The sequence below is a fragment of the Streptomyces sp. NBC_00310 genome (assembly GCF_036208085.1).
Lineage (GTDB): Bacteria > Actinomycetota > Actinomycetes > Streptomycetales > Streptomycetaceae > Streptomyces.
The window spans coordinates 2,614,201-2,638,959 of record NZ_CP130714.1; the positions used below are offsets into that span (position 1 = coordinate 2,614,201).

19 protein-coding genes and 3 rRNA genes are annotated in these 24,759 nt (G+C 68.1%); 6 read left to right on the plus strand and 16 right to left on the minus strand.

Going from position 1 to position 24,759, the window contains the following annotated elements:
• Nucleotides 1–230 precede the first annotated feature (230 nt).
• The 4 genes from recN to OG202_RS11535 form a co-directional block, all read right to left on the minus strand.
• Complete coding sequence (gene recN, locus OG202_RS11520; protein ID WP_326585886.1) at nt 231–1,949, minus strand: DNA repair protein RecN; 1,719 nt, start codon at nt 1,947–1,949, stop codon at nt 231–233.
• A 173-nt stretch (nt 1,950–2,122) separates the two neighbouring features.
• Nucleotides 2,123–3,028 (minus strand): NAD kinase, encoded by a 906-nt coding sequence (locus OG202_RS11525; protein WP_060885261.1) that lies wholly within the window; start codon nt 3,026–3,028, stop codon nt 2,123–2,125.
• A complete protein-coding gene (locus OG202_RS11530) occupies nt 3,025–3,840 on the minus strand; it encodes a TlyA family RNA methyltransferase (RefSeq protein ID WP_326583804.1) in 816 nt (271 codons plus the stop codon). Before OG202_RS11530 ends, OG202_RS11525 begins: the two co-directional genes overlap by 4 nt.
• A gap of 17 nt (nt 3,841–3,857) precedes the next feature.
• Entirely contained in the window at nt 3,858–4,121 is a 264-nt protein-coding gene (locus OG202_RS11535; protein ID WP_326583803.1) for a hypothetical protein, read from the minus strand.
• Nucleotides 4,122–4,163: 42 nt separating this feature from the next.
• Between OG202_RS11535 and OG202_RS11540 the strand changes: the two genes are divergently transcribed.
• A complete protein-coding gene (locus tag OG202_RS11540; protein ID WP_326583802.1) occupies nt 4,164–4,511 on the plus strand; it encodes an SCP2 sterol-binding domain-containing protein in 348 nt (115 codons plus the stop codon).
• Here the strand turns inward: OG202_RS11540 and OG202_RS11545 are convergent.
• The 4 genes from OG202_RS11545 to OG202_RS11560 form a co-directional block, all read right to left on the minus strand.
• Nucleotides 4,495–5,358, minus strand: a complete 864-nt coding sequence (locus OG202_RS11545) for an ABC transporter ATP-binding protein (RefSeq protein WP_327730386.1) — start codon at nt 5,356–5,358, stop codon at nt 4,495–4,497. The two genes, OG202_RS11540 and OG202_RS11545, sit on opposite strands and share 17 nt — an antisense overlap.
• Entirely contained in the window at nt 5,355–6,404 is a 1,050-nt protein-coding gene (locus OG202_RS11550) for a FecCD family ABC transporter permease (RefSeq protein ID WP_326585885.1), read from the minus strand. The genes OG202_RS11545 and OG202_RS11550 overlap by 4 nt, the downstream gene beginning before the upstream one ends.
• 11 nt (nt 6,405–6,415) lie before the next feature.
• Nucleotides 6,416–7,459, minus strand: a complete 1,044-nt coding sequence (locus OG202_RS11555) for a FecCD family ABC transporter permease (protein ID WP_327730385.1) — start codon at nt 7,457–7,459, stop codon at nt 6,416–6,418.
• 152 nt (nt 7,460–7,611) lie between these two features.
• Nucleotides 7,612–8,640 (minus strand): HAD hydrolase-like protein, encoded by a 1,029-nt coding sequence (locus OG202_RS11560; RefSeq protein ID WP_327730384.1) that lies wholly within the window; start codon nt 8,638–8,640, stop codon nt 7,612–7,614.
• Between the two features lie 93 nt (nt 8,641–8,733).
• Here OG202_RS11560 and OG202_RS11565 point away from each other — a divergent pair, with 93 nt between their 5' ends.
• The gene (locus tag OG202_RS11565; RefSeq protein WP_327730383.1) at nt 8,734–10,026 is read left to right on the plus strand and encodes a DUF1015 domain-containing protein; all 1,293 of its coding nucleotides are present in this window, start codon (nt 8,734–8,736) and stop codon (nt 10,024–10,026) included.
• Between the two features lie 82 nt (nt 10,027–10,108).
• Here OG202_RS11565 and OG202_RS11570 read toward each other — a convergent pair whose 3' ends face one another.
• From OG202_RS11570 to OG202_RS11590, 5 genes are all read right to left on the minus strand, one after another.
• On the minus strand, nt 10,109–11,020 hold the full coding sequence (locus OG202_RS11570; RefSeq protein WP_327732293.1) for a hypothetical protein: 912 nt from the start codon (nt 11,018–11,020) through the stop codon (nt 10,109–10,111).
• A gap of 1,454 nt (nt 11,021–12,474) precedes the next feature.
• Nucleotides 12,475–12,591 (minus strand): 5S ribosomal RNA (gene rrf / locus OG202_RS11575).
• Nucleotides 12,592–12,695: 104 nt separating this feature from the next.
• Nucleotides 12,696–15,817 (minus strand): 23S ribosomal RNA (locus OG202_RS11580).
• 308 nt (nt 15,818–16,125) lie between these two features.
• Nucleotides 16,126–17,652, minus strand: a 16S ribosomal RNA gene (locus OG202_RS11585).
• Together the 16S, 23S and 5S rRNA genes form the textbook arrangement of a ribosomal RNA operon.
• Nucleotides 17,653–18,211: 559 nt before the next feature.
• Nucleotides 18,212–18,853 carry a DNA-3-methyladenine glycosylase gene (locus OG202_RS11590; protein WP_327730382.1) on the minus strand — a complete coding sequence of 214 codons (642 nt, stop codon included), beginning with the start codon at nt 18,851–18,853 and terminating at the stop codon, nt 18,212–18,214.
• Between the two features lie 210 nt (nt 18,854–19,063).
• Here OG202_RS11590 and OG202_RS11595 point away from each other — a divergent pair, with 210 nt between their 5' ends.
• The 3 genes from OG202_RS11595 to OG202_RS11605 all read left to right on the plus strand — a co-directional run bounded on the left by OG202_RS11595 (nt 19,064) and on the right by OG202_RS11605 (nt 21,096).
• The gene (locus OG202_RS11595) at nt 19,064–19,846 is read left to right on the plus strand and encodes a sporulation protein (RefSeq protein ID WP_326583796.1); all 783 of its coding nucleotides are present in this window, start codon (nt 19,064–19,066) and stop codon (nt 19,844–19,846) included.
• 52 nt (nt 19,847–19,898) lie between these two features.
• A complete protein-coding gene (locus OG202_RS11600; protein WP_327730381.1) occupies nt 19,899–20,438 on the plus strand; it encodes a YbhB/YbcL family Raf kinase inhibitor-like protein in 540 nt (179 codons plus the stop codon).
• Nucleotides 20,439–20,589: 151 nt separating this feature from the next.
• On the plus strand, nt 20,590–21,096 hold the full coding sequence (locus tag OG202_RS11605; RefSeq protein ID WP_216590898.1) for an HNH endonuclease: 507 nt from the start codon (nt 20,590–20,592) through the stop codon (nt 21,094–21,096).
• Between the two features lie 127 nt (nt 21,097–21,223).
• Here OG202_RS11605 and OG202_RS11610 read toward each other — a convergent pair whose 3' ends face one another.
• The 3 genes from OG202_RS11610 to OG202_RS11620 all read right to left on the minus strand — a co-directional run bounded on the left by OG202_RS11610 (nt 21,224) and on the right by OG202_RS11620 (nt 23,699).
• Nucleotides 21,224–22,171 carry an SPFH domain-containing protein gene (locus tag OG202_RS11610; protein ID WP_326583793.1) on the minus strand — a complete coding sequence of 316 codons (948 nt, stop codon included), beginning with the start codon at nt 22,169–22,171 and terminating at the stop codon, nt 21,224–21,226.
• A 159-nt stretch (nt 22,172–22,330) separates the two neighbouring features.
• Entirely contained in the window at nt 22,331–22,762 is a 432-nt protein-coding gene (locus OG202_RS11615; protein ID WP_327730380.1) for an NfeD family protein, read from the minus strand.
• 145 nt (nt 22,763–22,907) lie between these two features.
• A complete protein-coding gene (locus tag OG202_RS11620) occupies nt 22,908–23,699 on the minus strand; it encodes an ABC transporter ATP-binding protein (RefSeq protein ID WP_326583791.1) in 792 nt (263 codons plus the stop codon).
• Nucleotides 23,700–23,849: 150 nt separating this feature from the next.
• Here OG202_RS11620 and OG202_RS11625 point away from each other — a divergent pair, with 150 nt between their 5' ends.
• On the plus strand, nt 23,850–24,635 hold the full coding sequence (locus OG202_RS11625; protein WP_327730379.1) for a hypothetical protein: 786 nt from the start codon (nt 23,850–23,852) through the stop codon (nt 24,633–24,635).
• The last annotated feature ends 124 nt before the right edge of the window (nt 24,636–24,759 follow it).

Below are 24,759 nucleotides of genomic sequence, written 5' to 3' on the forward strand. Positions count from 1 at the left end.
TCAAGGATGCCAGGCCGCAAGGGTGTTCCGGGACAGCCGGACGGGGCGAGTGCCGGAGGGCCGGGCAACCCCGGCCCCAGGGTCACCCACACGGGTGAACACCCGCACGGGGTTGCCCCTCTGTACGACTCCCGTCCCGCTCCTTCCCGCCGTGTTCCCCGCCATATTCCCCGCTGTGTTCATCGCCGGGTTCACTCACAGCCGACGAAGACAGCGGTCCCGGCACCGCCCTACGCGTCCGCGCGGGCGGCCGCGAGCAGTTCCTCCGCGTGTGCCCGTGCCGTCTCGGAGTCCTCCTGGCCGGCGAGCATGCGCGACAGCTCGCGCACCCGGTCCTCGCCCTCCAGGATCTTCACACCGGACCGGGTCACCGAACCGTCGTTGGTCTTCTCCACCAGCAACTGCCGGTCGGCGAAGGCGGCCACCTGGGGCAGGTGGGTGACCACCACGACCTGGGCCGACCTGGCGAGCCGGGCGAGCCGCCGGCCGATCTCGACCGCGGCCTTGCCGCCGACTCCGGCGTCGACCTCGTCGAAGAGATACGTCGGCACGGGGTCCGTCCCCGCGAACACCACCTCGACTGCCAGCATCACCCGCGACAGCTCACCGCCGGACGCGCCCTTGGCGATGGGCCGGGGCGGCGCCCCCGGGTGCGGGGCGAGCAGCAGTTCGACCTCGTCGACACCGGACGGGCCGTACGCGACCGTGCGTCCGTCCACCTCGACGCCCTCGGGATCGTCGGTCCGCCGGATCTCGAACGACACGCGCGCGTGCGGCATGGCGAGCGAGGCCAGCTCGGCGGTGACGGCGGCGGCGAACCGCTCGGCGGCCTCCGCCCGGGCATCGGTCAGCGCCTGCGCGAGGCCGCCCAGTTCGGCTCGCAGCGCGTCCCGCTCGGCGGTCAGCTCGTCGATCCGCTCGTCGTCGCCGTCGAGTTCGGTGAGCCGCTGGGCACCCTGCTCGGCCCAGGAGAGCACGGAGGCGATGTCCACGCCGTACTTCCGGGTGAGCGCGGTGAGCGCGGCCCGCCGCTCCTCGACGGCAGCCAGCCGCAGCGGATCGGCGTCCAGGTCGTCGGCGTATCCCGCCAGTTCCCCCGCCACATCGCCCAGCAGGATCCCGATCTCCCCGATCCGCTCGGCGAGCGCGGCCAGCGCCGGGTCGTGCGACCGCACGGCCTCCAGCGCCCGGTGTGCGCCCGCGACGAGCGTCGTGGCGTCCACGCCCTCCGGGTCCTCGGGATTGCCCGCGAGCGCGGCGTGCGCGGCCGTGGCGGCGGACGCCAGCGCCTCCGCGTGGCCGAGCCGCTCGGCCTCCTCGGCCAGCTCCACGTCCTCGTCGGCCCGCGGCTCGACGCCGGCGATCTCGTCGAGCCCGTACCGCAGCATGTCGGCTTCCTGGGCCCGCTCACGCGCGCGCGTGACGATCTCGTCGAGTTCGGTGGCCACGGCCCGCAGCCGCCGGTAGGCCTCGCCGTACTTGGTGAGCGGCACGGCCACCGCGTCGCCCGCGTACCGGTCGAGCGCCGCCCGCTGCCGGGACAGCTTCAGCAGCCCCTGCTGGTCGGTCTGCCCGTGCACGGCGACCAGTTCGTCGGCCAGCTCCGCCAGCACGCCCACGGGGACGGAACGCCCGCCCAGGTGGGCCCGCGACCGTCCCTCGGCGGAGACGGTCCGGCTGATCAGCAGCGCCCCGTCGTCGAGTTCGGCCCCGGCCTCCTCGGCCCGGACGATCGCCGACGCGCCCTCGGGCACGGCGATCCGGCCCTCCACGACGGCGTTCTTCGCGCCGATCCGCACGAGCGCCGGGTCCGCCCGCCCGCCGAGCAGCAGGCCGAGGCTGGTGACCACCATGGTCTTGCCCGCGCCCGTCTCACCCGTCACGGCGGTGAAGCCGGGCGACAACTCGACGACAGCGTCGTCGATGACTCCGAGCGACCGTATCCGCATCTCCTCCAACACGGACACGACCTTACGAGGTCGAGGAGGGCGACCGCGACGCCCCCCGTCCCCCATGTCACTCCCGGGAGGTACAGCGCGCCCTTTCAGGGGCGCGGGGAACCGCGCGAGCGACCACAGCCGACCCGCGGCGATGACGGTCCCCCGCCGTGCCCCGCCTCGCGCTAGTGCCGGGCCCCCCGCCACCCGGAAACAGGCAGAGCGAACTTCGCCACGAGCCGGTCCGTGAACGACGCGTGATGCAACCGCGCCAGCCGCACCGGCACCGCCCCCCGCCGGACCTCGACCCGGGCCCCCGGCGGCAGCTCGACGGTCCGCCGCCCGTCACACCACAGAACCCCCGGCGGGATGTGCGGCAGCACCTCCACCGCCAGCACCGAATTCGGCGACGTCACCAACGGCTTCGCGAACAGCGCGTGCGCGCTGATGGGCACCATCAGCAACGCCTCGACCTCGGGCCACACCACGGGCCCACCCGCCGAGAACGCGTACGCCGTGGACCCGGTCGGAGTCGACAGGACGATTCCGTCACACCCGAACCCGGTCACCGGCCGGCCGTCGATCTCCAGAACGACCTCGAGCAGCTTCTCGGCACCGGCCTTCTGCACGGCGGCCTCGTTCAGCGCCCAGTCCGTGTGGACGATGTTTCCGTTCTGGTGCACGACGACATCGACGGTCATCCGCTCCTCGACCTCGTACGACCTGGTCACCACCCGGTCGACAACCTTGTCGAGGTCGTCCCGCTCGGCCTCCGCGAGGAAGCCGACGCTGCCGAGGTTGACGCCCAGCATCGGCACCCCGGAGGCGCGGGCGAACTCGGCGCCGCGCAGCAGCGTGCCGTCACCGCCGAGGACGATGAGCAGCTCGCACCCGTCGAGGCACTGCGGGGTGGCCTCCTTGACGAGTTCCACCTCCTCCGGCAGCGGGATGTCCTCGGCCTCGTACTCCAGGACACGCACGACGATGCCGTGGTGCAGCAGCCCCTTGACGACGAGTTCGGCACTGCGGATGGCCGCCGGCCGCCCGGTGTGGGTGAGCAGGAAAACAGTTCGAGATCGGTCCTGAGTCAACGCGGCCCCTCCGCCACTGCTCGGTCGACGTCGGCCGGGTCCAACGCGGGTGCCCCGGCTCGCAACCACAGAAAGTACTCGACATTGCCCGAGGGTCCGGGCAGCGGACTGGCCGTCACACCCTTCACCCCGAGCCCCAGCTCCCCGGCCCGCCGGGCCACCCCGCGCACCGCCTCGGCGCGCAGCTCCGGACTCCGTACGACTCCCCCACTGCCCAGCCGCTCCTTACCCACCTCGAACTGTGGCTTGACCATCATCACCAGATCGGCGTCCGGCTTCACGCACCGCACCAGGGCGGGCAGCACCAGGCCGAGCGGGATGAAGGACAGATCCCCCACGACAAGATCCACAGGCTCCCCATCGATCGCTTCGAGCGTCAACTCGCGTACGTTCGTACGGTCCTTGACGGTGACGCGTTCATCACTCCTGAGAGTCCAGGCGAGTTGTCCGTATCCGACGTCCACGGCCACGACGTGCGCGGCCCCGGCCCGCAGCAGCACGTCGGTGAATCCGCCGGTGGAGGCGCCGGCGTCCAGGGCCCGCCGCCCTTGTACGGCCAGCCCCTGCGGGACGAAGGCCTCCAGGGCGCCGGCGAGCTTGTGGCCGCCTCTGGACACGTACTCCGGGTCGCCGTCGTCGGTCGCCACCACGATCGCGGCGGCGGTCTCCACCTGTGTGGCGGACTTGGTCGCGACGTTCTTGCCGACGGTGACCCGCCCGGCGGCGATCAGCTGGCTCGCGTGCTCACGCGAGCGCGCTAGCTTCCGCCGGACCAGTTCGGCGTCCAGACGGCGGCGTGCGACTCCTGCCACGGGGTTTAGCTCCTGCTCTAGTACGGCCGAGGGGGCGCCGGAGGTCCCGGGCGGGCGTCGAGCGCGGTGAGCGCGTCGCGCAGCCCCCGGTGTACATCCTCGTACACCTCCACATGGCCGTCGGTGGCGAGGTGGTCGGCGTCGGCCAGCCGGTCGAGGGTGGCGTCCACCTCGGGGTGGCCGGTGGCGGTGCGGGGCACGTTCAGCGGGGCCGGCCCGGCCTCCGCCTCCGGAACCACTGCTTCCACCCCGGCCTCGACCTCGGGCAAAGAGTCGCTCATGCCCAGACGCTACCGCGAAGCTCTGGGGTACCGTCGATCGCGATGGCAACGATTGAGGAGTGCCGCGCCGCGCTCGAAAAGCTCTCGGACAACATGGCAGGCGCCGATGGACACGTGCGCGAGGCGACGGCCCTCGACCGCTCGGTGAGCTGCCACATCAAGGACCTCGACGTCTCCTTCATGGGCCGGATGCGCGAGGGCCGCATCGAGGTGCGCGACACCCTTCAGGGGCCGCCGCCGGAGAAGGCCCAGATCCGGCTCGCCATGACCGGCGACGATCTGGTGGCCCTCGTCGCCGGCGAACTGAACTTCGCCAAGGCCTGGGGTTCGGGCCGGGTGAAGCTGGAGGCGGGCTTCCGGGATCTGCTCCAGCTCAGGAAGCTTCTGTAGCGGCCACCTTCTCCATTCCGGTCCGCGCCCTGCGCGCCGCCGGCACCACCAGCGGCGTCCCCGTCTCCGGGTCGTCGATCACCTGGCAGCGCAGCCCGAAGACCTCTTCGACCAGCTCGGCCGTGACGATCTCGGAGGGGGCGCCCTCGGCGATCACCGAGCCGTCTCGCAGGGCGATGAGATGGGTGGCGTAGCGGGCGGCGTGGTTGAGGTCGTGCAACACCGCGACGAGCGTGCGGCCCTGCTCCTCGTGCAGCTCGGCGCACAGGTCGAGCACGTCGATCTGGTGCTGGATGTCCAGGAAGGTGGTCGGCTCGTCGAGCAGCAGCAGCGGGGTCTGCTGGGCGAGTGCCATGGCGATCCAGACACGCTGGCGCTGACCGCCGGACAGCTCGTCGACATAGCGGTCGGCCAGCTCGGCGACCCCGGTCGACTCCATCGACTCCCGGACGATCCGCTCGTCCTCGGTGGACCACTGCCGCAGCAGCCCCTGGTGCGGGTACCGGCCGCGGCCCACGAGGTCGCCGACGGTGATCCCGTCGGGCGCGATCGACGACTGCGGCAGCAGGCCGAGGGTCCGGGCGACCTTCTTGGCGGGCATCGACTGGATGACCTGCCCGTCGAGCAGCACCCGCCCCTGTGACGGCTTCAGCATCCGTGAGAGGGCACGCAGCAGAGTGGACTTGCCGCAGGCGTTGGGGCCGACGATCACGGTGAACGAGCTGTCGGGGATCTCCACCGACAGCTGCTCGGCGATGACCCGCTGGTCATAGGCGAGGGTGACGTTCTCGGCGGACAGGCGGTTCACGGTGCTCCTCTTGTCGTTCTCGTTCGCCGACGCGCTCATATCCGCCCGGCCTTGCGCTCGGTGACCAGCAGCCACAGCAGATAGACACCGCCGAGTACGCCGGTGACCACGCCGACGGGCAACTGGTCGGCCCCGAACGCCCGCTGCGAGGCCCAGTCGGCGACGATCAGCAGGGTCGCGCCCATGCACATCGCGGGCACCAGGTTCGGGCCCGGGGAGCGGGTCAGCCGCTTGGCGAGCTGGGGCGCGGTGAGGGCGACGAAGCCGACCGGCCCGGCGGCAGCGGTGGCCCCGGCGGTGAGCAGCACGGCCGACACCATCAGCAGCAGCCGGACGCGCTCGACGCTCACCCCGAGGGCGTACGACACGTCGTCGCCCATCTCCGTCATCCGCAGCCCGCGCGCGTTGCCCAGCACCAGCGGCACGAGGATCGCGCACATGATCAGCAGCGGCCAGACCTGGGCCCAGTCACGGCCGTTGAGGGAGCCGGTCATCCACACGACCGCGCGGGCCGCGTCGACCAGGTCCGCCTTGGTGATCAGATAGCCGTTGACCGCCGTGACGATCGCCGAGACGCCGATGCCGACCAGCACGAGCCGATAGCCGTGCACGCCCCTCTTCCAGGCCAGCACATAGATCGCCAGGCCGGTGACCAGACCGCCGACGAGCGCCCCGAGGGCCACCTGGTTCGCGCTGCCGGAGAACAGCACGATGACGACCAGTGCGCCGGCGGTGGCGCCCTGCGAGAGGCCGAGCACGTCCGGACTGCCCAGCGGATTGCGGGAGATGGACTGGAACAGCGCCCCGCCGAGGCCGAGCGAGGCCCCGACAAGGAGCCCGACCAGAACTCTTGGCAGCCGCAGTTCGTTGACGATGAACTCCTGGCCCGCGTCGCCGTTGCCGAGCAGCGTCTTCAGGACGTCGCCGGCCGGGATGGGGAAGTCTCCGGTCCCGATCAGTACGACACTCGCGGTCAGCGCCGCCACCAGCAGCAGGACGACGACGGTGAACGCCCGTACGTCCAGCCGGACGGACAGCCCACCGGGCGTGCGGACCGCGCGAGTGCGGTCGGCGGGCTTGCTCATGACCTGCGTCTTCACAGCTGCGCCGTCCTCCGCCGTCGTACGAGAAAGATGAAGACCGGCCCGCCGAGGATCGCGGTGACGATGCCGACCTGGAGCTCCGCGGGCCGTACCACCATGCGGCCGATGACGTCGGCGCCGAGCAGCAGCACGGGCGACAGGACGGTCGCGTACGGCAGGATCCAGCGCAGGTCGGGCCCGGTGAAGGACCGCACGGCATGCGGGACCATCAGCCCCACGAAGACGATCGGCCCGCAGGCGGCGGTCGCGGCACCGCACAGCACGGTGGCGGCGGCCATGGAGAGCGCCCGGGTGCGGTTGAGGCCGGCGCCGAGCGCGCGGGCGGTGTCGTCGCCCATGGCCATCGCGTTCAGCGGCCGGGCGAGCAGCAGCGCGATGACCGTGCCGACGGCCAGGAACGGCAGTACCTGGGTGATGGTCTCGTCGGTCGCCGAGGCCAGCGAACCGACCGTCCAGAAACGCATCTTGGAGAGCGCCGCGTCATCCATGATCATCACGGCCTGCAGATAGCCGTAGAGGGCGGCGCTGATGGCCGTGCCCGCGAGGGCGAGACGCACCGGCGTCGCACCCCGGCTGCCCCCGAGGAACCAGACCAGCGCCCCGACCATGGCGGCACCGGCGAACGCGAACCACACGTACCCGGCCAGCGAGGTGACGCCGAAGTAGGTGATGGCGGTGACGACCGCGGCGGACGCGCCCGCGTTGATGCCCAGCAGCCCTGGGTCGGCCAGCGGGTTCCGGGTGAGCGCCTGGAGCACGGCACCGGCGAGCCCGAGCGCGGCCCCCGCGAGCAGTCCGAGGAGGGTGCGCGAGATCCGCTCCCCGACGACGGCGTCGCCGTAGGTCCCCGTGTCCTCGAACAGACCGTGCCAGACCTGCTCCGGAGACAGTTCTTTCGCGCCGATCGCGATACTCGCCAGGGCGACCAGGACGAGAAGGACGAGGGACACGAGGAGCCCGACGGCTCGTATCGCCCGGCGGTTCGGGGGCGCGGGGGCGGTCTCCGCGCTCGGTTCAGGAGGACTGTCGACCAACACCCGGTTAGGTTAGCCTATCCTCTTCTTTTGCTCGATCGTGTCCACGAACACCGCACAGACGTACGGGCCGTACGGGTGGAAGCCCCGCTCGCACAGACCACGGCCGCCGCACCGGCCCCCGGGAAGCCCGAGGGCCCAAAAGACCCGGCCGCTCACAACCCCAGCCGGGCCAGCGCCTTCCCCCCGTCCAGCTCGCACACGCCCGCCCCGGCAGCCGTCCAGGCCGCCGCGCACAGCGCCCGCAGTCCGTCCAGGGCCTCGCCCTCGCCGACCAGTTCCAGCCGTTCCGCCCCTGCCGTCGCCGTCCAGCCGCCGCAGCGGAAGCCCGCGCCCGCCTCGACGACCTCCGGCTGCCCGGTGAGCATGCCCCGCAGATCGGCGTCGACATACGTCGGCCGGTGCTGCGGGGGCGCGGCCAGCAGCTGCGCGCCGTCGGTCACGCCGGTCAGTACGAGCAGCGAGTCGACCTCGCCGTTGAACGCGCCCTCGATGTCCGTGTCCAGCCGGTCCCCGACCACCAACGGCCGCTCGGCACCCGTCCGCAGGATCGTCTCGCGGTGCATCGGCGGCAGCGGCTTGCCCGCCACCTGCGGCTCGGCCCCGGTCGCGATCCGGACGACCTGCACCGCCGCCCCGTTGCCGGGAGCGATGCCCCGCGCGCTGGGAATCGTCAGGTCGGTGTTGGACGCGAACCATGGCACCCCGCGCGCGATGGCATAGCTGGCCTCCGCGAACCGCGCCCAGGGCAGCTCGGGACCGCCGTACCCCTGCACCACGGCCGCCGGGTCGTCGTCCGCCGACTCGACCGGCTCGAGCCCCCGCTCGCGCAGCGCCACCCGCAGCCCCTCACCGCCGATGACCAGCACGCGCGCGCCGGCGGGCAGCTGCTCGCTGATCAGCCGGGCCACGGCCTGCGCCGAGGTGATGACATCACCGGCCTCGGTCGGTATCCCGAGCTCGGTGAGATGGGCGGCCACCGTGTCGGGCGTACGCAGCGCGTTGTTCGTGACGTACGCGAGGTGCATACCGCCCGCCCGCGCCGTACTCAGGGACTCCACCGCGTACGCGATCGCGCTGCCGCCCGCGTACACCACCCCGTCCAGATCGAGCAGCGCCGTGTCGTACGCCTCGCTCAGGGCCTGCCCACTGCCGTCGGGCCGCGTCCTGACTGCCTGGCTCATTACACTCGCTCCTCGTCGGTCGGTCGGTCAACAATCGGTCAGCTCGCTTTCCCCGATCATCCCTCACCGCACTGACACCCATACGATGCCCCAATGAACTACGCAGGTCCCGCGGAGGAGATCCCGGCGCGCAGCGGCCTCGAACTGACCCCGTTCCGGGGGCTTCGCTACGACCCCGACCGGGTCGGCAGCCTGGCCGCCGTGACATCACCGCCGTACGACGTGGTCGTACGGCCGGACGGTCTGCTCCACCTCGAGTCCGCCGACCCTCACAACATCGTCCGCCTGATACTCCCCCAGGCCAGAACGCCCGCCGCCCGCGACGAACAGGCGGCCGCGACCCTGCGCCGCTGGCTCGCCGACGGCGTCCTCGCCGCCGACGCGGAGCCGGGCCTCTACGTCTACGAGCAGGCGGACGGCAGCATCCTCCAACGCGGCCTCATAGGCGCCCTGCGCCTCTCGGAGCCCTCCGCCGGCGTGGTCCTCCCTCACGAGGACGTCATCCCCCACGTCATCGCGGACCGTGCGGCCCTGATGCGCGCCACCTCCACCAACATGGAGCCCCTGCTCCTCACGTACCGGGGCGACGACGCCACGGCAGGGGCGACACCCGTGGTCGAGCGCACCACGGAACGCGCCCCTCTCCTCGCCACGACCACGGAGGACGGCTTCAGCCACCGCCTCTGGGCGGTCACCGACCCCGCCGACCTCGCCGAAGTCCAGTCGGACCTCGCGAACCACCAGGCCCTGATAGCCGACGGCCACCACCGCTGGGCGACCTACCTCCGGCTCCGCACGGAGCACCCCTCCCCCAGCCCCTGGGACTACGGCCTGGTCCTCCTCGTGGACACCGCCCGCTATCCCCTGCGCGTCCGCGCGATCCACCGTCTCCTGCACCAACTCCCGCTCCCGGACGCGCTGACCGCCCTGGACGGCCTGTTCCGCGTTCGCCGCCTCGACGTCCCGCTCTCCGAGGCCCTGGACGCCCTCGCTGACGCGGCAGCCACCGGCAACGCCTTCCTCCTCGCGGGCGACGGCGCCTTCCACCTCGTCGACCGCCCGGACCCGGACCTCCTCACACGTACGATCCCCGCCGACCGCCCGGCGGCCTGGCGCACCCTCGACGCGACGGTCCTGCACGCGGTCCTCCTCGACCACGTCTGGCACATCCCCGAGGACTCCCCGGCACACGTCGCCTACATCCACGACACGGCCGCCACCGTCGAGAAGGCCGAACGCGACGGCGGCACTGCGGTCCTCATGCACCCGGTCCACGAGGAGGTCGTACGCGACCTCGCCCGCCAGGGCGTCACCATGCCCCGCAAGTCCACGTCGTTCGGCCCGAAGCCGGCGTCGGGGCTGGTGCTGCGCGCACTGGATCTCTGAGGCGACGCCTCCTCCGGGGGCGACATGCGAAAGGGCGGGATCCCCTGTACGGGATCCCGCCCTTCAGCGTCTCAGCCGGACGTCAGTCCTTGTCGCCCTCGACCTCCGCGTCGCCCTCGACCTCCGCGTCGCCCTCGACGTCGGTGCGGTCTTCGACGTCGGTGTCGTCGTCCTCGTCGCCCTCATCGGTGTCGACGTCCTCATCGGTGTCGATGTCCTCGCTGTCCTCGACGAATGCGGGGTCCGCGACCGTGGACGCGTCCTGCGGCGCCTCGTCACCCTCGTGCCCGCTCGCGACGTCCTCGTCCTCGTGCTCGACAAGGGCGTCGACGAACTCGACACCGTCCATCTCCGCGAGGCGGTCCGACGCGTCCGTGCTGCCGTCCTTGTCGGCCTCGACGGCCTTGGCGAACCACTCCCGCGCCTCGCCCTCACGGCCGGCCGCGAGCAGCGCGTCGGCGTACGCGTACCGCAGGCGCGCCGTCCACGGCTGTACGGAGTTGGAGGCCAGCTCCGGGCTCTGCAGCGTCACGATGGCCGCGTCGAGCTGGTCCATGTCACGCCGAGCGCCGGCCGCCACGAGCCGCATCTCGACCTGACCGGCCTTGTCCAGCTTGTGCACCTCGGGCGCACCGGCCATGTCCAGCGTCTTCTCGGGCCGCCCGAGACCACGCTCACAGTCGGCCATGACGGGCCACAGGTCGACGTTGCCGGTCATCCGCCGCGCCGCCCGGAACTCCGCAAGGGCCTCGCTGTACTTCTGGGTGGCGTACGCGGCGAAGCCGGCCGCCTCCCGCACCGCGGCGACACGAGACGCCAGCCGCAGGGCCACCCTGGAGTAGCCGTACGCGCCTTCGGGGTCCTCGTCGATGAGCCGCGCGACCATCACCAGGTTCTTGGCGACATCCTCGGCGAGCGTCTTGGGCAGGCTCTGCAGTTCCTGCCGTACGTCCTTGTCGATCTCCTCGCCGGTGACGTCCTCCGGGATCGGCAGCCGCTTGATCGGCTCACGGTCCCGGTCGCGCTCGTCACGGAAACGCCCGCCACCGCGCCGGTCGTCGCCGCCGCGCCGGTCGTCCCGGCCGTGGAAACCACCGGGCCGACCCCCACGGTCGTCCCGACGGGGACCATGGCTCCGGTCGTCACGGCCACGATCGTCACGCCCACGGAATCCGCCACGCTCACCCCCACGGCTGTCGTCACGGCGGAAGCCACCGCCGCCGCGCTGCTCACCACGGCTGTCGTCGCGCCGGAAGCCACCGCGGTCGTCGTCCCGGCGGTACGAGGGACGGTCGCCCTCACGACGGTCGGGGCGGTCGGTGCGCCGGTCGTCACGTCGGTCGTCGCGACGGAAGGCGGGCCGGTCCCCGTCCCGGCGGAAGGCAGGGCGGTTCTCGTCTCGGCGGTCGTCCCGCCGGGAGTCGTCGCGTCGGTCGTCCCGCCGGAAGGGCGGGCGAGCACCGCGGTCGTCCCCACGCCGGTCGTCGCGGCCACGATCGTCACGGCCACGGAATCCACCGCCGCCGCGCTGCTCACCACGGCTGTCGTCACGCCGGAAGCCACCGCGGTCGTCGTCCCGACGGTACGAGGGACGGTCGCCCTCACGACGGTCGGGGCGGCTCGGGCGGTCGGTACGGTCGTCCCGGCGGAAACCACGATCCCGGTCACGGTCGTCCCTGCGGAATCCGCCACGGTCCCCGCTGTCGCGCCGGTCGTCCCTGCGATCATCGCTACGGTCGTCGCGGCGGAACGCGGGACGGTCATCGCGGCGGCCGTGGCCTCCACGGTCGTCGTCGCGACGGAACGGGGGACGGTCGCCGTCACGACGGACGGGACGGTCGTCACGCCGGTCGTCGCGACGGAAGGCCGGCCGGTCCCCGTCCCGCCGGAAGCCACGGTCGCGGTCCCGGTCGTCGCGGCGCGGACCTGCGGGACGGTCGTCGCGGCGCGGACCTGCGGGACGGTCGTCACGGCGCGGGCCCGCCGGACGGTCATCGCGGCGGGGGCCCGCCGGACGGTCGTCACGGCGGAACGCGGGGCGAGGCCCACGGTCGCCCTCGCGGCGGTCGTCACGGCCGCGGAATCCACCGCCGCTGCCGCGCTGCTCACCACGGTTGTCGTCACGCCGGAAGCCACCGCGGTCATCGCGGCGATCGTCGTGACGGAACCCCCCACGGTCGTCACCTCGACGGTCGTCGCTACGGCGGTCGTCCCGCCGGCCGTTGCCGCCACGGTCCCCGCTGTCGCGCCGGTCGTTGCCCCGGGGCGGTCCACCGCGATAGCCGCCACGGTCACCACTGCCCCGTCGCCGCTCGTCGCGCTCCGGTCGATCGTCGGGAGAGTTGGTGGACATGGTGACTCCTGTCTTCGGTACTGCAAGCATTCTAGAAACAAAAAAGGACCCCTGGCCCCAGCTGAACGCTGGGACCAGGGGTCCTTCCAAAGATTGTTCGGCGGCGTCCTACTCTCCCACAGGGTCCCCCCTGCAGTACCATCGGCGCTGTAAGGCTTAGCTTCCGGGTTCGGAATGTAACCGGGCGTTTCCCTCACGCTATGACCACCGAAACCCTAATGGGTTCGAGCGAACAAGCACACTCTTTAGTTATGCGTTCTGCTCAAAGCCGACAACGGTCGTTGTCTCAGAACTAACACAGTGGACGCGAGCAACTGAGGACAAGCCCTCGGCCTATTAGTACCAGTCAACTCCACCCGTTACCGGGCTTCCATATCTGGCCTATCAACCCAGTCGTCTACTGGGAGCCTTACCCCATCAAGTGGGTGGGAATACTCATCTCGAAGCAGGCTTCCCGCTTAGATGCTTTCAGCGGTTATCCCTCCCGAACGTAGCCAACCAGCCATGCCCTTGGCAGAACAACTGGCACACCAGAGGTTCGTCCGTCCCGGTCCTCTCGTACTAGGGACAGCCCTTCTCAATATTCCTGCGCGCGCAGCGGATAGGGACCGAACTGTCTCACGACGTTCTAAACCCAGCTCGCGTACCGCTTTAATGGGCGAACAGCCCAACCCTTGGGACCGACTCCAGCCCCAGGATGCGACGAGCCGACATCGAGGTGCCAAACCATCCCGTCGATATGGACTCTTGGGGAAGATCAGCCTGTTATCCCCGGGGTACCTTTTATCCGTTGAGCGACGGCGCTTCCACAAGCCACCGCCGGATCACTAGTCCCGACTTTCGTCCCTGCTCGACCCGTCGGTCTCACAGTCAAGCTCCCTTGTGCACTTACACTCAACACCTGATTGCCAACCAGGCTGAGGGAACCTTTGGGCGCCTCCGTTACCCTTTGGGAGGCAACCGCCCCAGTTAAACTACCCATCAGACACTGTCCCTGATCCGGATCACGGACCCAGGTTAGACATCCAGCACGACCAGACTGGTATTTCAACGACGACTCCCCCTGAACTGGCGTCCAGAGTTCACAGTCTCCCAGCTATCCTACACAAGCCGAACCGAACACCAATATCAAACTGTAGTAAAGGTCCCGGGGTCTTTCCGTCCTGCTGCGCGAAACGAGCATCTTTACTCGTAGTGCAATTTCACCGGGCCTATGGTTGAGACAGTCGAGAAGTCGTTACGCCATTCGTGCAGGTCGGAACTTACCCGACAAGGAATTTCGCTACCTTAGGATGGTTATAGTTACCACCGCCGTTTACTGGCGCTTAAGTTCTCAGCTTCGCCACCCCGAAGAGTGACTAACCGGTCCCCTTAACGTTCCAGCACCGGGCAGGCGTCAGTCCGTATACATCGCCTTACGGCTTCGCACGGACCTGTGTTTTTAGTAAACAGTCGCTTCTCGCTGGTCTCTGCGGCCACCCCCAGCTCGAGGAGCACGTCCTCTCACCAGTGATGGCCCCCCTTCTCCCGAAGTTACGGGGGCATTTTGCCGAGTTCCTTAACCATAGTTCACCCGAACGCCTCGGTATTCTCTACCAGACCACCTGAGTCGGTTTAGGGTACGGGCCGCCATGAAACTCGCTAGAGGCTTTTCTCGACAGCATAGGATCATCCACTTCACCACAATCGGCTCGGCATCAGGTCTCAGACTATTGCCAGGCGGATTTACCTACCTGACGTCCTACACCCTTACCCCGGGACAACCACCGCCCGGGATGGACTACCTTCCTGCGTCACCCCATCACTCACCTACTGCAAGTCTGGTCCGTCGGCTCCACCACTTCCCTTTCCCCGAAGGGTCCGGGACGGCTTCACGGACTTAGCATCGCCTGGTTCAATGTTTGACGCTTCACAGCGGGTACCGGAATATCAACCGGTTATCCATCGACTACGCCTGTCGGCCTCGCCTTAGGTCCCGACTTACCCTGGGCAGATCAGCTTGACCCAGGAACCCTTGGTCAATCGGCGCACACGTTTCTCACGTGTGTATCGCTACTCATGCCTGCATTCTCACTCGTGAACCGTCCACAACTCGCTTCCGCGGCTGCTTCACCCGGCACACGACGCTCCCCTACCCATCCCAGCCCCCGTTGGGGGTATGTGCTGGAATGACACGACTTCGGCGGTACGCTTGAGCCCCGCTACATTGTCGGCGCGGAATCACTAGACCAGTGAGCTATTACGCACTCTTTCAAGGGTGGCTGCTTCTAAGCCAACCTCCTGGTTGTCTGTGCGACTCCACATCCTTTCCCACTTAGCGTACGCTTAGGGGCCTTAGTCGATGCTCTGGGCTGTTTCCCTCTCGACCATGGAGCTTATCCCCCACAGTCTCACTGCCGCGCTCTCACTTACCGGCATTCGGAGTTTGGCTAAGGTCAGTAACCCGGTAGGGCCCATCGCCTATCCAGTGCTCTACCTCCGGCAAGAAACACACGACGCTGCACCTAAATGCATTTCGGGGAGAACCAGCTATCACGGAGTTTGATTGGCCTTTCACCCCTAACCACAGGTCATCCCCCAGGTTTTCAACCCTGGTGGGTTCGGTCCTCCACGAAGTCTTACCTCCGCTTCAACCTGCCCATGGCTAGATCACTCCGCTTCGGGTCTTGAGCGTGCTACTAAAGTCGCCCTGTTCGGACTCGCTTTCGCTACGGCTACCCCACCCGGGTTAACCTCGCAACACACCGCAAACTCGCAGGCTCATTCTTCAAAAGGCACGCAGTCACGAGACATGTGCAAGCACATATCCGACGCTCCCACGGCTTGTAGGCACACGGTTTCAGGTACTATTTCACTCCGCTCCCGCGGTACTTTTCACCATTCCCTCACGGTACTATCCGCTATCGGTCACCAGGGAATATTTAGGCTTAGCGGGTGGTCCCGCCAGATTCACACGGGATTTCTCGGGCCCCGTGCTACTTGGGTGTCTCTCAAACGAGCCGTACAGATTTCAGCTACGGGGGTCTTACCCTCTACGCCGGACCTTTCGCATGTCCTTCGCCTACCCATACGGTTTCTGACTCGCCGACCAGCCGGCAGACTGATCAAGAGAGATCCCACAACCCCGTATACGCAACCCCTGCCGGGTCTCACACGCATACGGTTTGGCCTCATCCGGTTTCGCTCGCCACTACTCCCGGAATCACGGTTGTTTTCTCTTCCTGCGGGTACTGAGATGTTTCACTTCCCCGCGTTCCCTCCACTTGCCCTATGTGTTCAGGCAAGGGTGACAGCCCATGACGACTGCCGGGTTTCCCCATTCGGACACCCCCGGATCAAAGCCTGGTTGACGACTCCCCGGGGCCTATCGTGGCCTCCCACGTCCTTCATCGGTTCCTGGTGCCAAGGCATCCACCGTGCGCCCTTAAAAACTTGGCCACAGATGCTCGCGTCCACTGTGCAGTTCTCAAACAACGACCAACCACCCATCACCCCCGGTAACCACCGGAGTTCACTGGGGCCGGCACTGAAGGCGACCTGAACGGCCATACCCTCAGACACCCAACAGCGTGCCCGACCGGATCGACGTCCGGAGATCATGCTTTCCACGCCCTTGCGGACAGTACTCACAGCCTCCGACCCGTGAACCGGTCGAATAATCAACGTTCCACCCTTGAGCTGACCACCGCAGAACATTTGCCTGCGTAGTGGCTCTGGATCTCTTGCGAGACCTAGATGCTCCTTAGAAAGGAGGTGATCCAGCCGCACCTTCCGGTACGGCTACCTTGTTACGACTTCGTCCCAATCGCCAGTCCCACCTTCGACAGCTCCCTCCCACAAGGGGTTGGGCCACCGGCTTCGGGTGTTACCGACTTTCGTGACGTGACGGGCGGTGTGTACAAGGCCCGGGAACGTATTCACCGCAGCAATGCTGATCTGCGATTACTAGCAACTCCGACTTCATGGGGTCGAGTTGCAGACCCCAATCCGAACTGAGACAGGCTTTTTGAGATTCGCTCCGCCTCACGGCTTCGCAGCTCATTGTACCTGCCATTGTAGCACGTGTGCAGCCCAAGACATAAGGGGCATGATGACTTGACGTCGTCCCCACCTTCCTCCGAGTTGACCCCGGCAGTCTCCTGTGAGTCCCCATCACCCCGAAGGGCATGCTGGCAACACAGAACAAGGGTTGCGCTCGTTGCGGGACTTAACCCAACATCTCACGACACGAGCTGACGACAGCCATGCACCACCTGTACACCGACCACAAGGGGGCGACCATCTCTGGCCGTTTCCGGTGTATGTCAAGCCTTGGTAAGGTTCTTCGCGTTGCGTCGAATTAAGCCACATGCTCCGCTGCTTGTGCGGGCCCCCGTCAATTCCTTTGAGTTTTAGCCTTGCGGCCGTACTCCCCAGGCGGGGAACTTAATGCGTTAGCTGCGGCACCGACGACGTGGAATGTCGCCAACACCTAGTTCCCACCGTTTACGGCGTGGACTACCAGGGTATCTAATCCTGTTCGCTCCCCACGCTTTCGCTCCTCAGCGTCAGTAATGGCCCAGAGATCCGCCTTCGCCACCGGTGTTCCTCCTGATATCTGCGCATTTCACCGCTACACCAGGAATTCCGATCTCCCCTACCACACTCTAGTCTGCCCGTATCGAATGCAGACCCGGGGTTAAGCCCCGGGCTTTCACATCCGACGCGACAGACCGCCTACGAGCTCTTTACGCCCAATAATTCCGGACAACGCTCGCGCCCTACGTATTACCGCGGCTGCTGGCACGTAGTTAGCCGGCGCTTCTTCTGCAGGTACCGTCACTTTCGCTTCTTCCCTGCTGAAAGAGGTTTACAACCCGAAGGCCGTCATCCCTCACGCGGCGTCGCTGCATCAGGCTTTCGCCCATTGTGCAATATTCCCCACTGCTGCCTCCCGTAGGAGTCTGGGCCGTGTCTCAGTCCCAGTGTGGCCGGTCGCCCTCTCAGGCCGGCTACCCGTCGTCGCCTTGGTGAGCCGTTACCTCACCAACAAGCTGATAGGCCGCGGGCTCATCCTTCACCGCCGGAGCTTTCCACACTCATCGGATGCCCGAGAGTGTTGTATCCGGTATTAGACCCCGTTTCCAGGGCTTGTCCCAGAGTGAAGGGCAGATTGCCCACGTGTTACTCACCCGTTCGCCACTAATCCCCACCGAAGTGGTTCATCGTTCGACTTGCATGTGTTAAGCACGCCGCCAGCGTTCGTCCTGAGCCAGGATCAAACTCTCCGTGAATGTTTTCCCGACTGTGCTTAATGAAAAGCGCGGGTCGACACCACGAGAGCGGAACAGTCAGGCGGAATAAGCCCGACCGTTCACAGCGTCCTCGCTGTGTTTTACTTCAAAGGAACCTCGCCCCAACCGGAAACCGGCCGGGAACGGGGTATCAACATATCTGGCGTTGATTTTTGGCACGCTGTTGAGTTCTCAAGGAACGGACGCTTCCTTTGTACTCACCCAAGCTACTCTCGGGCTTTCCTCCGGGCAGTTTCCCTTCGGTCTTGCGTTTCCGACCCTATCAGATCGTTTTCCGATCCGATTCCCTGTCGGGGGGATTTGCCTTTCGGCTGTCTTTTGACCTCTCGGTTTCCCTTGCGGCCTTTCGACATTCACTACGTTAGCCGATTCCCTCGGCAACTCATAATTGAGTGCTGCGGGCTGGAATCAGGGCATGCCTGAATCGCCCCCGCTGAGGGGATGTCGTAGGTAGTGGGTTGGCCGCTCTCGGCTGCTGGCTGATCGCCGTAACCGGTTCAAGCGGCTCGGGCTACGTTACGGACCGGCCAGGAGCGAGTCAAGTTGAGCGCCGCCGGGGGGCGTGGGCCCGATAGGGGCTGACGGTCGGGTCGTTGGCGATCCAGAAGCGCCAGGGGTGGACGCCCCCGTCCCCGGAGACGCCGGTGCGGGGACCGTTCTGTACCTGGTCAGGACTGACGGGTGTGCCGGTCAGGACCGTCAGGGGCGGGGCGTCGGAGGCGCAGGCGTCCGTGCCGTCCAGGGCTCGGTCCACGTCCAGGGCAGTGGCCAGGCGGGCGGGCCCTTTGGCTAGTTCCTTGTCATTTCGGGCCGAGATTCGACGTTTGCGGGCGAGGTCGGCGCCCTCGGTGATCTCGCCGGCGCGCAGCAGAACCGCGCTCGCCCGGCCCTCCGGACCGCACACCAGGTTCATGCAGTGCCACATGCCGTAGGTGAAGTAGACGTACACGTGTCCGGGCGGACCGAACATCACGTCGTTGCGGGCGGTGCGACCGCGATAGGCATGCGAGCCGGGGTCGTCCGCACCGTCGTAGGCCTCGACCTCCGTGAGGCGGAGTTCGATCGGACCGTCCGGTGTGGTGCGTACGAGGACGCGCCCCAGGAGGTCCGGCGCCACCTCCAGTACGGGGCGGTCGAAGAACTCGCGGGCGAGGGGCGTACGGTCGGTGCTCGCGATCATGGCGTACGAGCGTAGTCCAGACGGGTGCGTGCCGACGGGTGGCGAGGCGGCGTCCTCCTTGGAAGGGTGGGGAAGCGGGAGGGCGCGGAACCGGTCGCCGTCGGTTTGCGTTTGTAGGGATCAAGGATCCACGCCACGCAGAGCGATCCACACCAGATACAACACAGAACCACACAGATACGCAGGCGTTGCCTGACGGGAGGAACAGACATGGGGTTCAAGCGGCTGCTCGCGAGCCTGGGGGCCGGTGGCGCTTCGGTCGAGACGGTGTTGACCGAGGTCAATGTCGTCCCGGGCGGTGTCGTCCAGGGTGAGGTGCGGATCCAGGGCGGCTCCGTGGACCAGCAGATCGAGGCGCTGTCCGTCGGTCTGCAGGCCAAGGTCGAGGTCGAGGGCCAGGACTCGGAGTACAAGCAGGACATCGTGTTCACCAAGCAGCGGCTCGGTGGCGCCTTCGAGCTGAAGGCCGAGGCGGTCCATGTGGTGCCGTTCGGGCTGGAGATCCCGTGGGAGACGCCGGTCACCACGATCCAGGGACAGACGCTGCCGGGCATGAACATCGGTGTGACCACCGAGCTGGAGATCGCGCGTGCGGTCGACTCCGGTGACCTGGACCCGATCAACGTGCACCCGCTGCCGGCACAGCAGGCCATCCTGGACGCCTTCATCCAGCTGGGCTTCCGCTTCAAGAACGCGGACCTGGAGCGCGGTCACATCCGGGGCACGCGGCAGAAGCTGCCGTTCTACCAGGAGATCGAGTTCTTCCCGCCGCAGCAGTACCACGGTCTGAACCAGGTCGAGCTGAGCTTCGTCGCCGACGAGCGCGAGATGGACGTCGTGCTGGAGATGGACAAGAAGCCGGGGCTGTTCAGCGAGGGCAGCGACTCGTTCCGCTCGTTCAAGGTGGGGCTGCACGACTACCAGGGCACGGACTGGGCCGCGTACCTGAACCAGTGGCTGTCGGAGGTCGGCAGCAAGCGCAGCTGGTTCTAGGCTCGACGTATCTGGAACCACACCTACCCCGGATCCATCAGGAGGTACCGAGGTGACCGAGCCGAAGAGGCCGCCGCTCCCCCACGATTTCCACCCGGTCGTACCGTCGTTCACGGTCGCGAGCGAGGACGTCGAGGCGGGCGCGACGCTCAAGGACGCTCAGGTCTACGCGGGCGGGAACACCTCGCCGCAGCTGCGCTGGGAGGGCTTCCCGCCGGAGACCAAGAGTTTCGCCGTGACCTGCTACGACCCGGACGCCCCCACGGGGAGCGGATTCTGGCACTGGGTCGTGTTCGACATCCCGGTGTCGGTGACGGAGTTGCCGACGGGTGCGGGCTCGGGGAAGTTCGAGGGGCTGCCGGAGGGCGCCGTCCACGTGCGCAACGACTACGGGTCGAAGGACTTCGGTGGGGCCGCGCCGCCGCCCGGGGATCCGGCGCACCGGTATGTGTTCACGGTGTACGCCGTGGATCAGGAGAAGCTCGGCCCGGATGCCGACGCTTCGCCCGCCGTGGTCGGTTTCAACCTGCGGTTCCACACCCTGGCGCGTGCTCAACTCCTCGGTGAGTACGCCGCCGTGGCGGAAAAGTAACGAAGCCGGACGTTCATTGAACGTTTGCCCGTCTCTGGTCTTGGAAGTGATCAGAGACGGGCATTTTTTATTGCGTTGTCCATCTCGGCGTGCCCGGCCAGAGTTGATCCAAGCCCGCCGGGGGGTGGGCTGGCACAGGAGGTGGGCTGGAATGCGGGACACGCTGGTACTGAACGCGAGCTTCGAGCCGCTGTCGACGGTGACGCTCAACCGAGCCGTCGTTCTGGTACTGCAGGACAAGGCCATCGTCGAGCAGACCCACCCCGAACTGCGCATGCGCGGAGCCGCGGTCGATATACCGGCTCCCCGGGTGATCAGGCTGTGCAGGTATGTCAGGGTGCCGTTCCGAAGACAAGCGCCGTGGTCGAGGCGGGGTGTCCTGGTACGCGACCGGCACAGGTGCGCGTACTGCGGCAGGCGGGCGACGACCGTCGACCATGTGGTGCCGCGGTCGCGGGGCGGTGGTGACACCTGGCTGAACACGGTCGCGTCGTGCGCCGAGGACAATCACCGCAAGGCTGACCGGACACCGGAGCAGGCGGGTATGCCGCTGCTGCGGCAGCCGTTCGAGCCGACGCCGGCGGACGCGATGCTGCTGTCTCTGGGGCACGACGACTTCGACGCGCTGCCGGCCTGGCTTTCGCAGGGAGCCGCGTAACGCGGTTGGGGTTGCTGTGGTGTGCGGGCTGCGGGTGCGTTGTGGCTGATCGCGCAGTTCCCCGCGCCTCTGAAAACGTCTGGGCCCGCCCTTCTTGCGAAGGCGGGCCCATTGTCGTGTGCTCAGCTCAGTCGATGGCCGGCTTCTCGCGGCGTTCGTTGCCGCCGTCGCTGGGCCGGGGGACGGACGGGCCGCCGCCCAGGTTGCCGAAGTTGCCCATGGCGCCGGAGAGGCCCTTCAGGGCGTCGCCGATCTCGCTGGGGACGATCCAGAGCTTGTTGGCGTCGCCCTCGGCGATCTTCGGGAGCATCTGGAGGTACTGGTAGGAGAGGAGCTTCTGGTCCGGGTCGCCGGCGTGGATGGCCTCGAAGACCGTACGGACGGCCTGGGCCTCGCCCTCGGCGCGCAGGGCGGCGGCCTTGGCCTCACCCTCGGCGCGGAGGATCTGGGACTGCTTCTCACCCTCGGCGGTGAGGATGGCGGCCTGGCGCGTACCTTCGGCGGTGAGGATCGCGGCGCGCTTGTCACGGTCGGCGCGCATCTGCTTCTCCATCGAGTCCTGGATGGAGGTGGGCGGCTCGATGGCCTTCAGCTCGACGCGGTTGACGCGGATGCCCCACTTGCCGGTGGCCTCGTCGAGGACGCCGCGCAGGGCCGCGTTGATCTCCTCGCGGGAGGTCAGGGTCCGCTCCAGGTCCATGCCACCGATGATGTTGCGGAGGGTGGTGACGGTGAGCTGCTCGATCGCCTGGATGTAGCTGGCGACCTCGTAGGTCGCGGCGCGGGCGTCGGTGACCTGGTAGTAGATGACCGTGTCGATGTTCACGACCAGGTTGTCCTGGGTGATCACCGGCTGGGGCGGGAACGGCACGACCTGTTCACGGAGGTCGATGCGGTTGCGGATGGAGTCGATGAACGGGACGACGATGTTGAGGCCCGCGTTGAGTGTGCGCGTGTAGCGGCCGAACCGCTCGACGATGGCCGCGCTGGCCTGTGGAATCACCTGGATGGTCTTGATCAGGGCGATGAAGACCAACACCACCAGAATGATCAGGACGATGATGATCGGTTCCATCGTTTGCTCCCCGTGCCCTTCTCTGCCGTGGCGCTTCCTGAAGATCTTATGCCTGTAGAGACTGTTGAAGATCTTGCTGGTTGAGTCTGGCAGAACACCGCCTGCCAGGTGGGTCGTTCAGGTCATTGCGTCATCGCCTCGTGACCACATCGTGCGAGGTCACATGACGATCGCCGTGGCTCCCTCGATCTCCACGACGTCCACTTCCTGACCCACCTCGAAGGCCTGACCGGTGTCGAGCGCGCGGGCGGACCAGACCTCGCCGCCCAGCTTGATACGGCCGCCCGAGCCGTCGACCCGTTCCAGGACGACGGCGTGCTTGCCCTTCAACGCGTCGATACCGGTCGCGAGTTGGGGCCGCCCGGATCTGTGCCGGGCCGCGATGGGCCGTACGACGGCGATGAGCGCGACCGAGGCGATCGCGAAGACGACGACCTGGAGTACGACGCCACCGCCCAGCCCCGCGGTCACGGCGCCGGCGACCGCACCCAGGGCGAGCATGCCCAACTCGGGCATCGCGGTCACGACGAGGGCGACCCCCAGCCCGGTCGCGCCGATCAGCCACCACACCCATGCGTCGATGCTGTCCACATCCGCAATGGTAGAACCGCGATCGTCCCGCCGAACAGAGCGCACGGTCAAAGATCGCGTACAAAGGGCTCCCAAGTCGGGTGCGCCCGGGCCGGGTTGTGGCCCCGGGGCGTCCGACCGGCGGGAGATCGGGAGAAGTTGGAGGTCAGGTGAGCGGCAGGCCGTGGGCGGTCCAGCGCTCGCCCACCTGCTCGACGACGAGCGGAAGGCCGAAGCAGAGGGAGAGGTTGCGCGAGGTGAGTTCCAGCTCCAGCGGGCCCGCGGCGAGGACCTTGCCCTGACGGATCATCAGGACGTGGGTGAAGCCCGGGGGGATCTCCTCGACATGGTGCGTGACCATGATCATGGAGGGGGCGATCGGGTCGCGGGCGAGGCGGCCGAGCCGGCGTACGAGGTCCTCGCGGCCACCGAGGTCGAGGCCGGCTGCGGGCTCGTCGAGGAGCAGCAGCTCGGGGTCGGCCATCAAGGCGCGGGCGATGAGGGTGCGCTTGCGCTCGCCCTCGGAGAGGGTGCCGAACTTGCGGTCGACGTACTCGGTCATGCCGAGGCGGTCGAGGAAGGCGCGGGCGCGCAGCTCGTCGACCTCCTCGTAGTCCTCGTTCCAGGTGGCCGTCATGCCGTACGCAGCGGTCAGCACGGTCTGCAGGACGGTCTGGCGCCTGGGGAGCTTCTCCGCCATGGCGATGCCGGCCATGCCGATGCGGGGACGCAGTTCGAAGACGTCGACCTTGCCGAGGGTGTCGCCGAGGATCGTGGCGGTGCCCTTGCTGGGGTAGAGGTAGCTGGACGCGATGTTCAGGAGGGTGGTCTTGCCGGCGCCGTTCGGGCCGAGGATGACCCAGCGCTCGCCCTCCTTGACCGACCAGGAGACCTGGTCCACCAGAGCCCGGCCCTCCCGGACCACGGATACGTCCTCCAGCTCCAGAACATCGCTCATGAGCGCGCTGTCTCCCCTTGCAGTGTCGGCCTGTCTCGGCTGTCGCGTACGCCTGTGGTCGGAGCCACCGCCGGGTGGGCGCAGCCCTCAGGGAAATCTACGCCACCGGTCGGGCCGTCCATCCCCTCGGTCGGTCCTTAGGGTGGGGGCATGCTCTCGGAACCACGCTCAGGGCGCCTCGCCTCATGGGGAAATGCCCTTCTTGCCGGACTTGTCTCGCCGGATGACGCGGTGCTCGCGATCGTCGGGGAGGACGCGGTGCACCGGGTGGAGGGGTTGCCCGGCGAGTCGGGGCCCGTCGGGCTGACGCTCGGGCTGGGGCGGTTGCGGGCGCTCGGGGTGACCGGACTGCGGGTCGCGCTGCCCGCGCCGGGGCATCCGCTGGGGCTGAGCGGGCCGCCGGAGTTCAACAAGCGGGCGCTGGAGGCGGAGGAGGCGGTCGTCTGCCACGGGGGTGCGCTGGGGCTGGTGCCGGAGGTGTACTCGGTGGGGCCCGCCGGGGACGAGCATGTGGAGGTCGTCTGGCACTGCCTGGAGGTGCGGGAGGCTCCGCCCGCCGATGTGCCGTCCCTCGGGGAGGCCGAGCGGGAGTTGGCGGAGGCGTTGCGGGAGGCCACCGCGGTGTTGTCGCGGCTGGACGTCGCGGCGTCCGGGCCGGTGGCCGAGGCGGCGCTCGACGCGTATCGGGCGCGGGCGGAGCGGGGGCGGGAGGTGTTGGCGCCCGGGTATCCGCCGCGTGCGGTACGGGTGCTGGAGCTGGCGCAGCGCATCGGGCTGCTGATCTCCGTGGCCCACGAGAACGGCCACGGCGCCGCCGTGAGCGCCTCCGAGATGGCCTCGCGGACGGAGGCGCTGCGCCCGGTGGAGCGGACGGCTCGGCGGGCCCAGGTGGCGGCGTACAACGCGTTCGTGGAGGAACGGGAGCGGGGGCGCTAGCGGGCGGGGGTGCGCTGCCCTCTTTTCGGTGCGCTGTCGCCCGGCGGCTGCGGCCGGGCGACGGCGAGAGCGGGTTACGCTCACCGGCGCTTGCCGGGTGCCGCCGCGCCCACCCGTGCCGCCC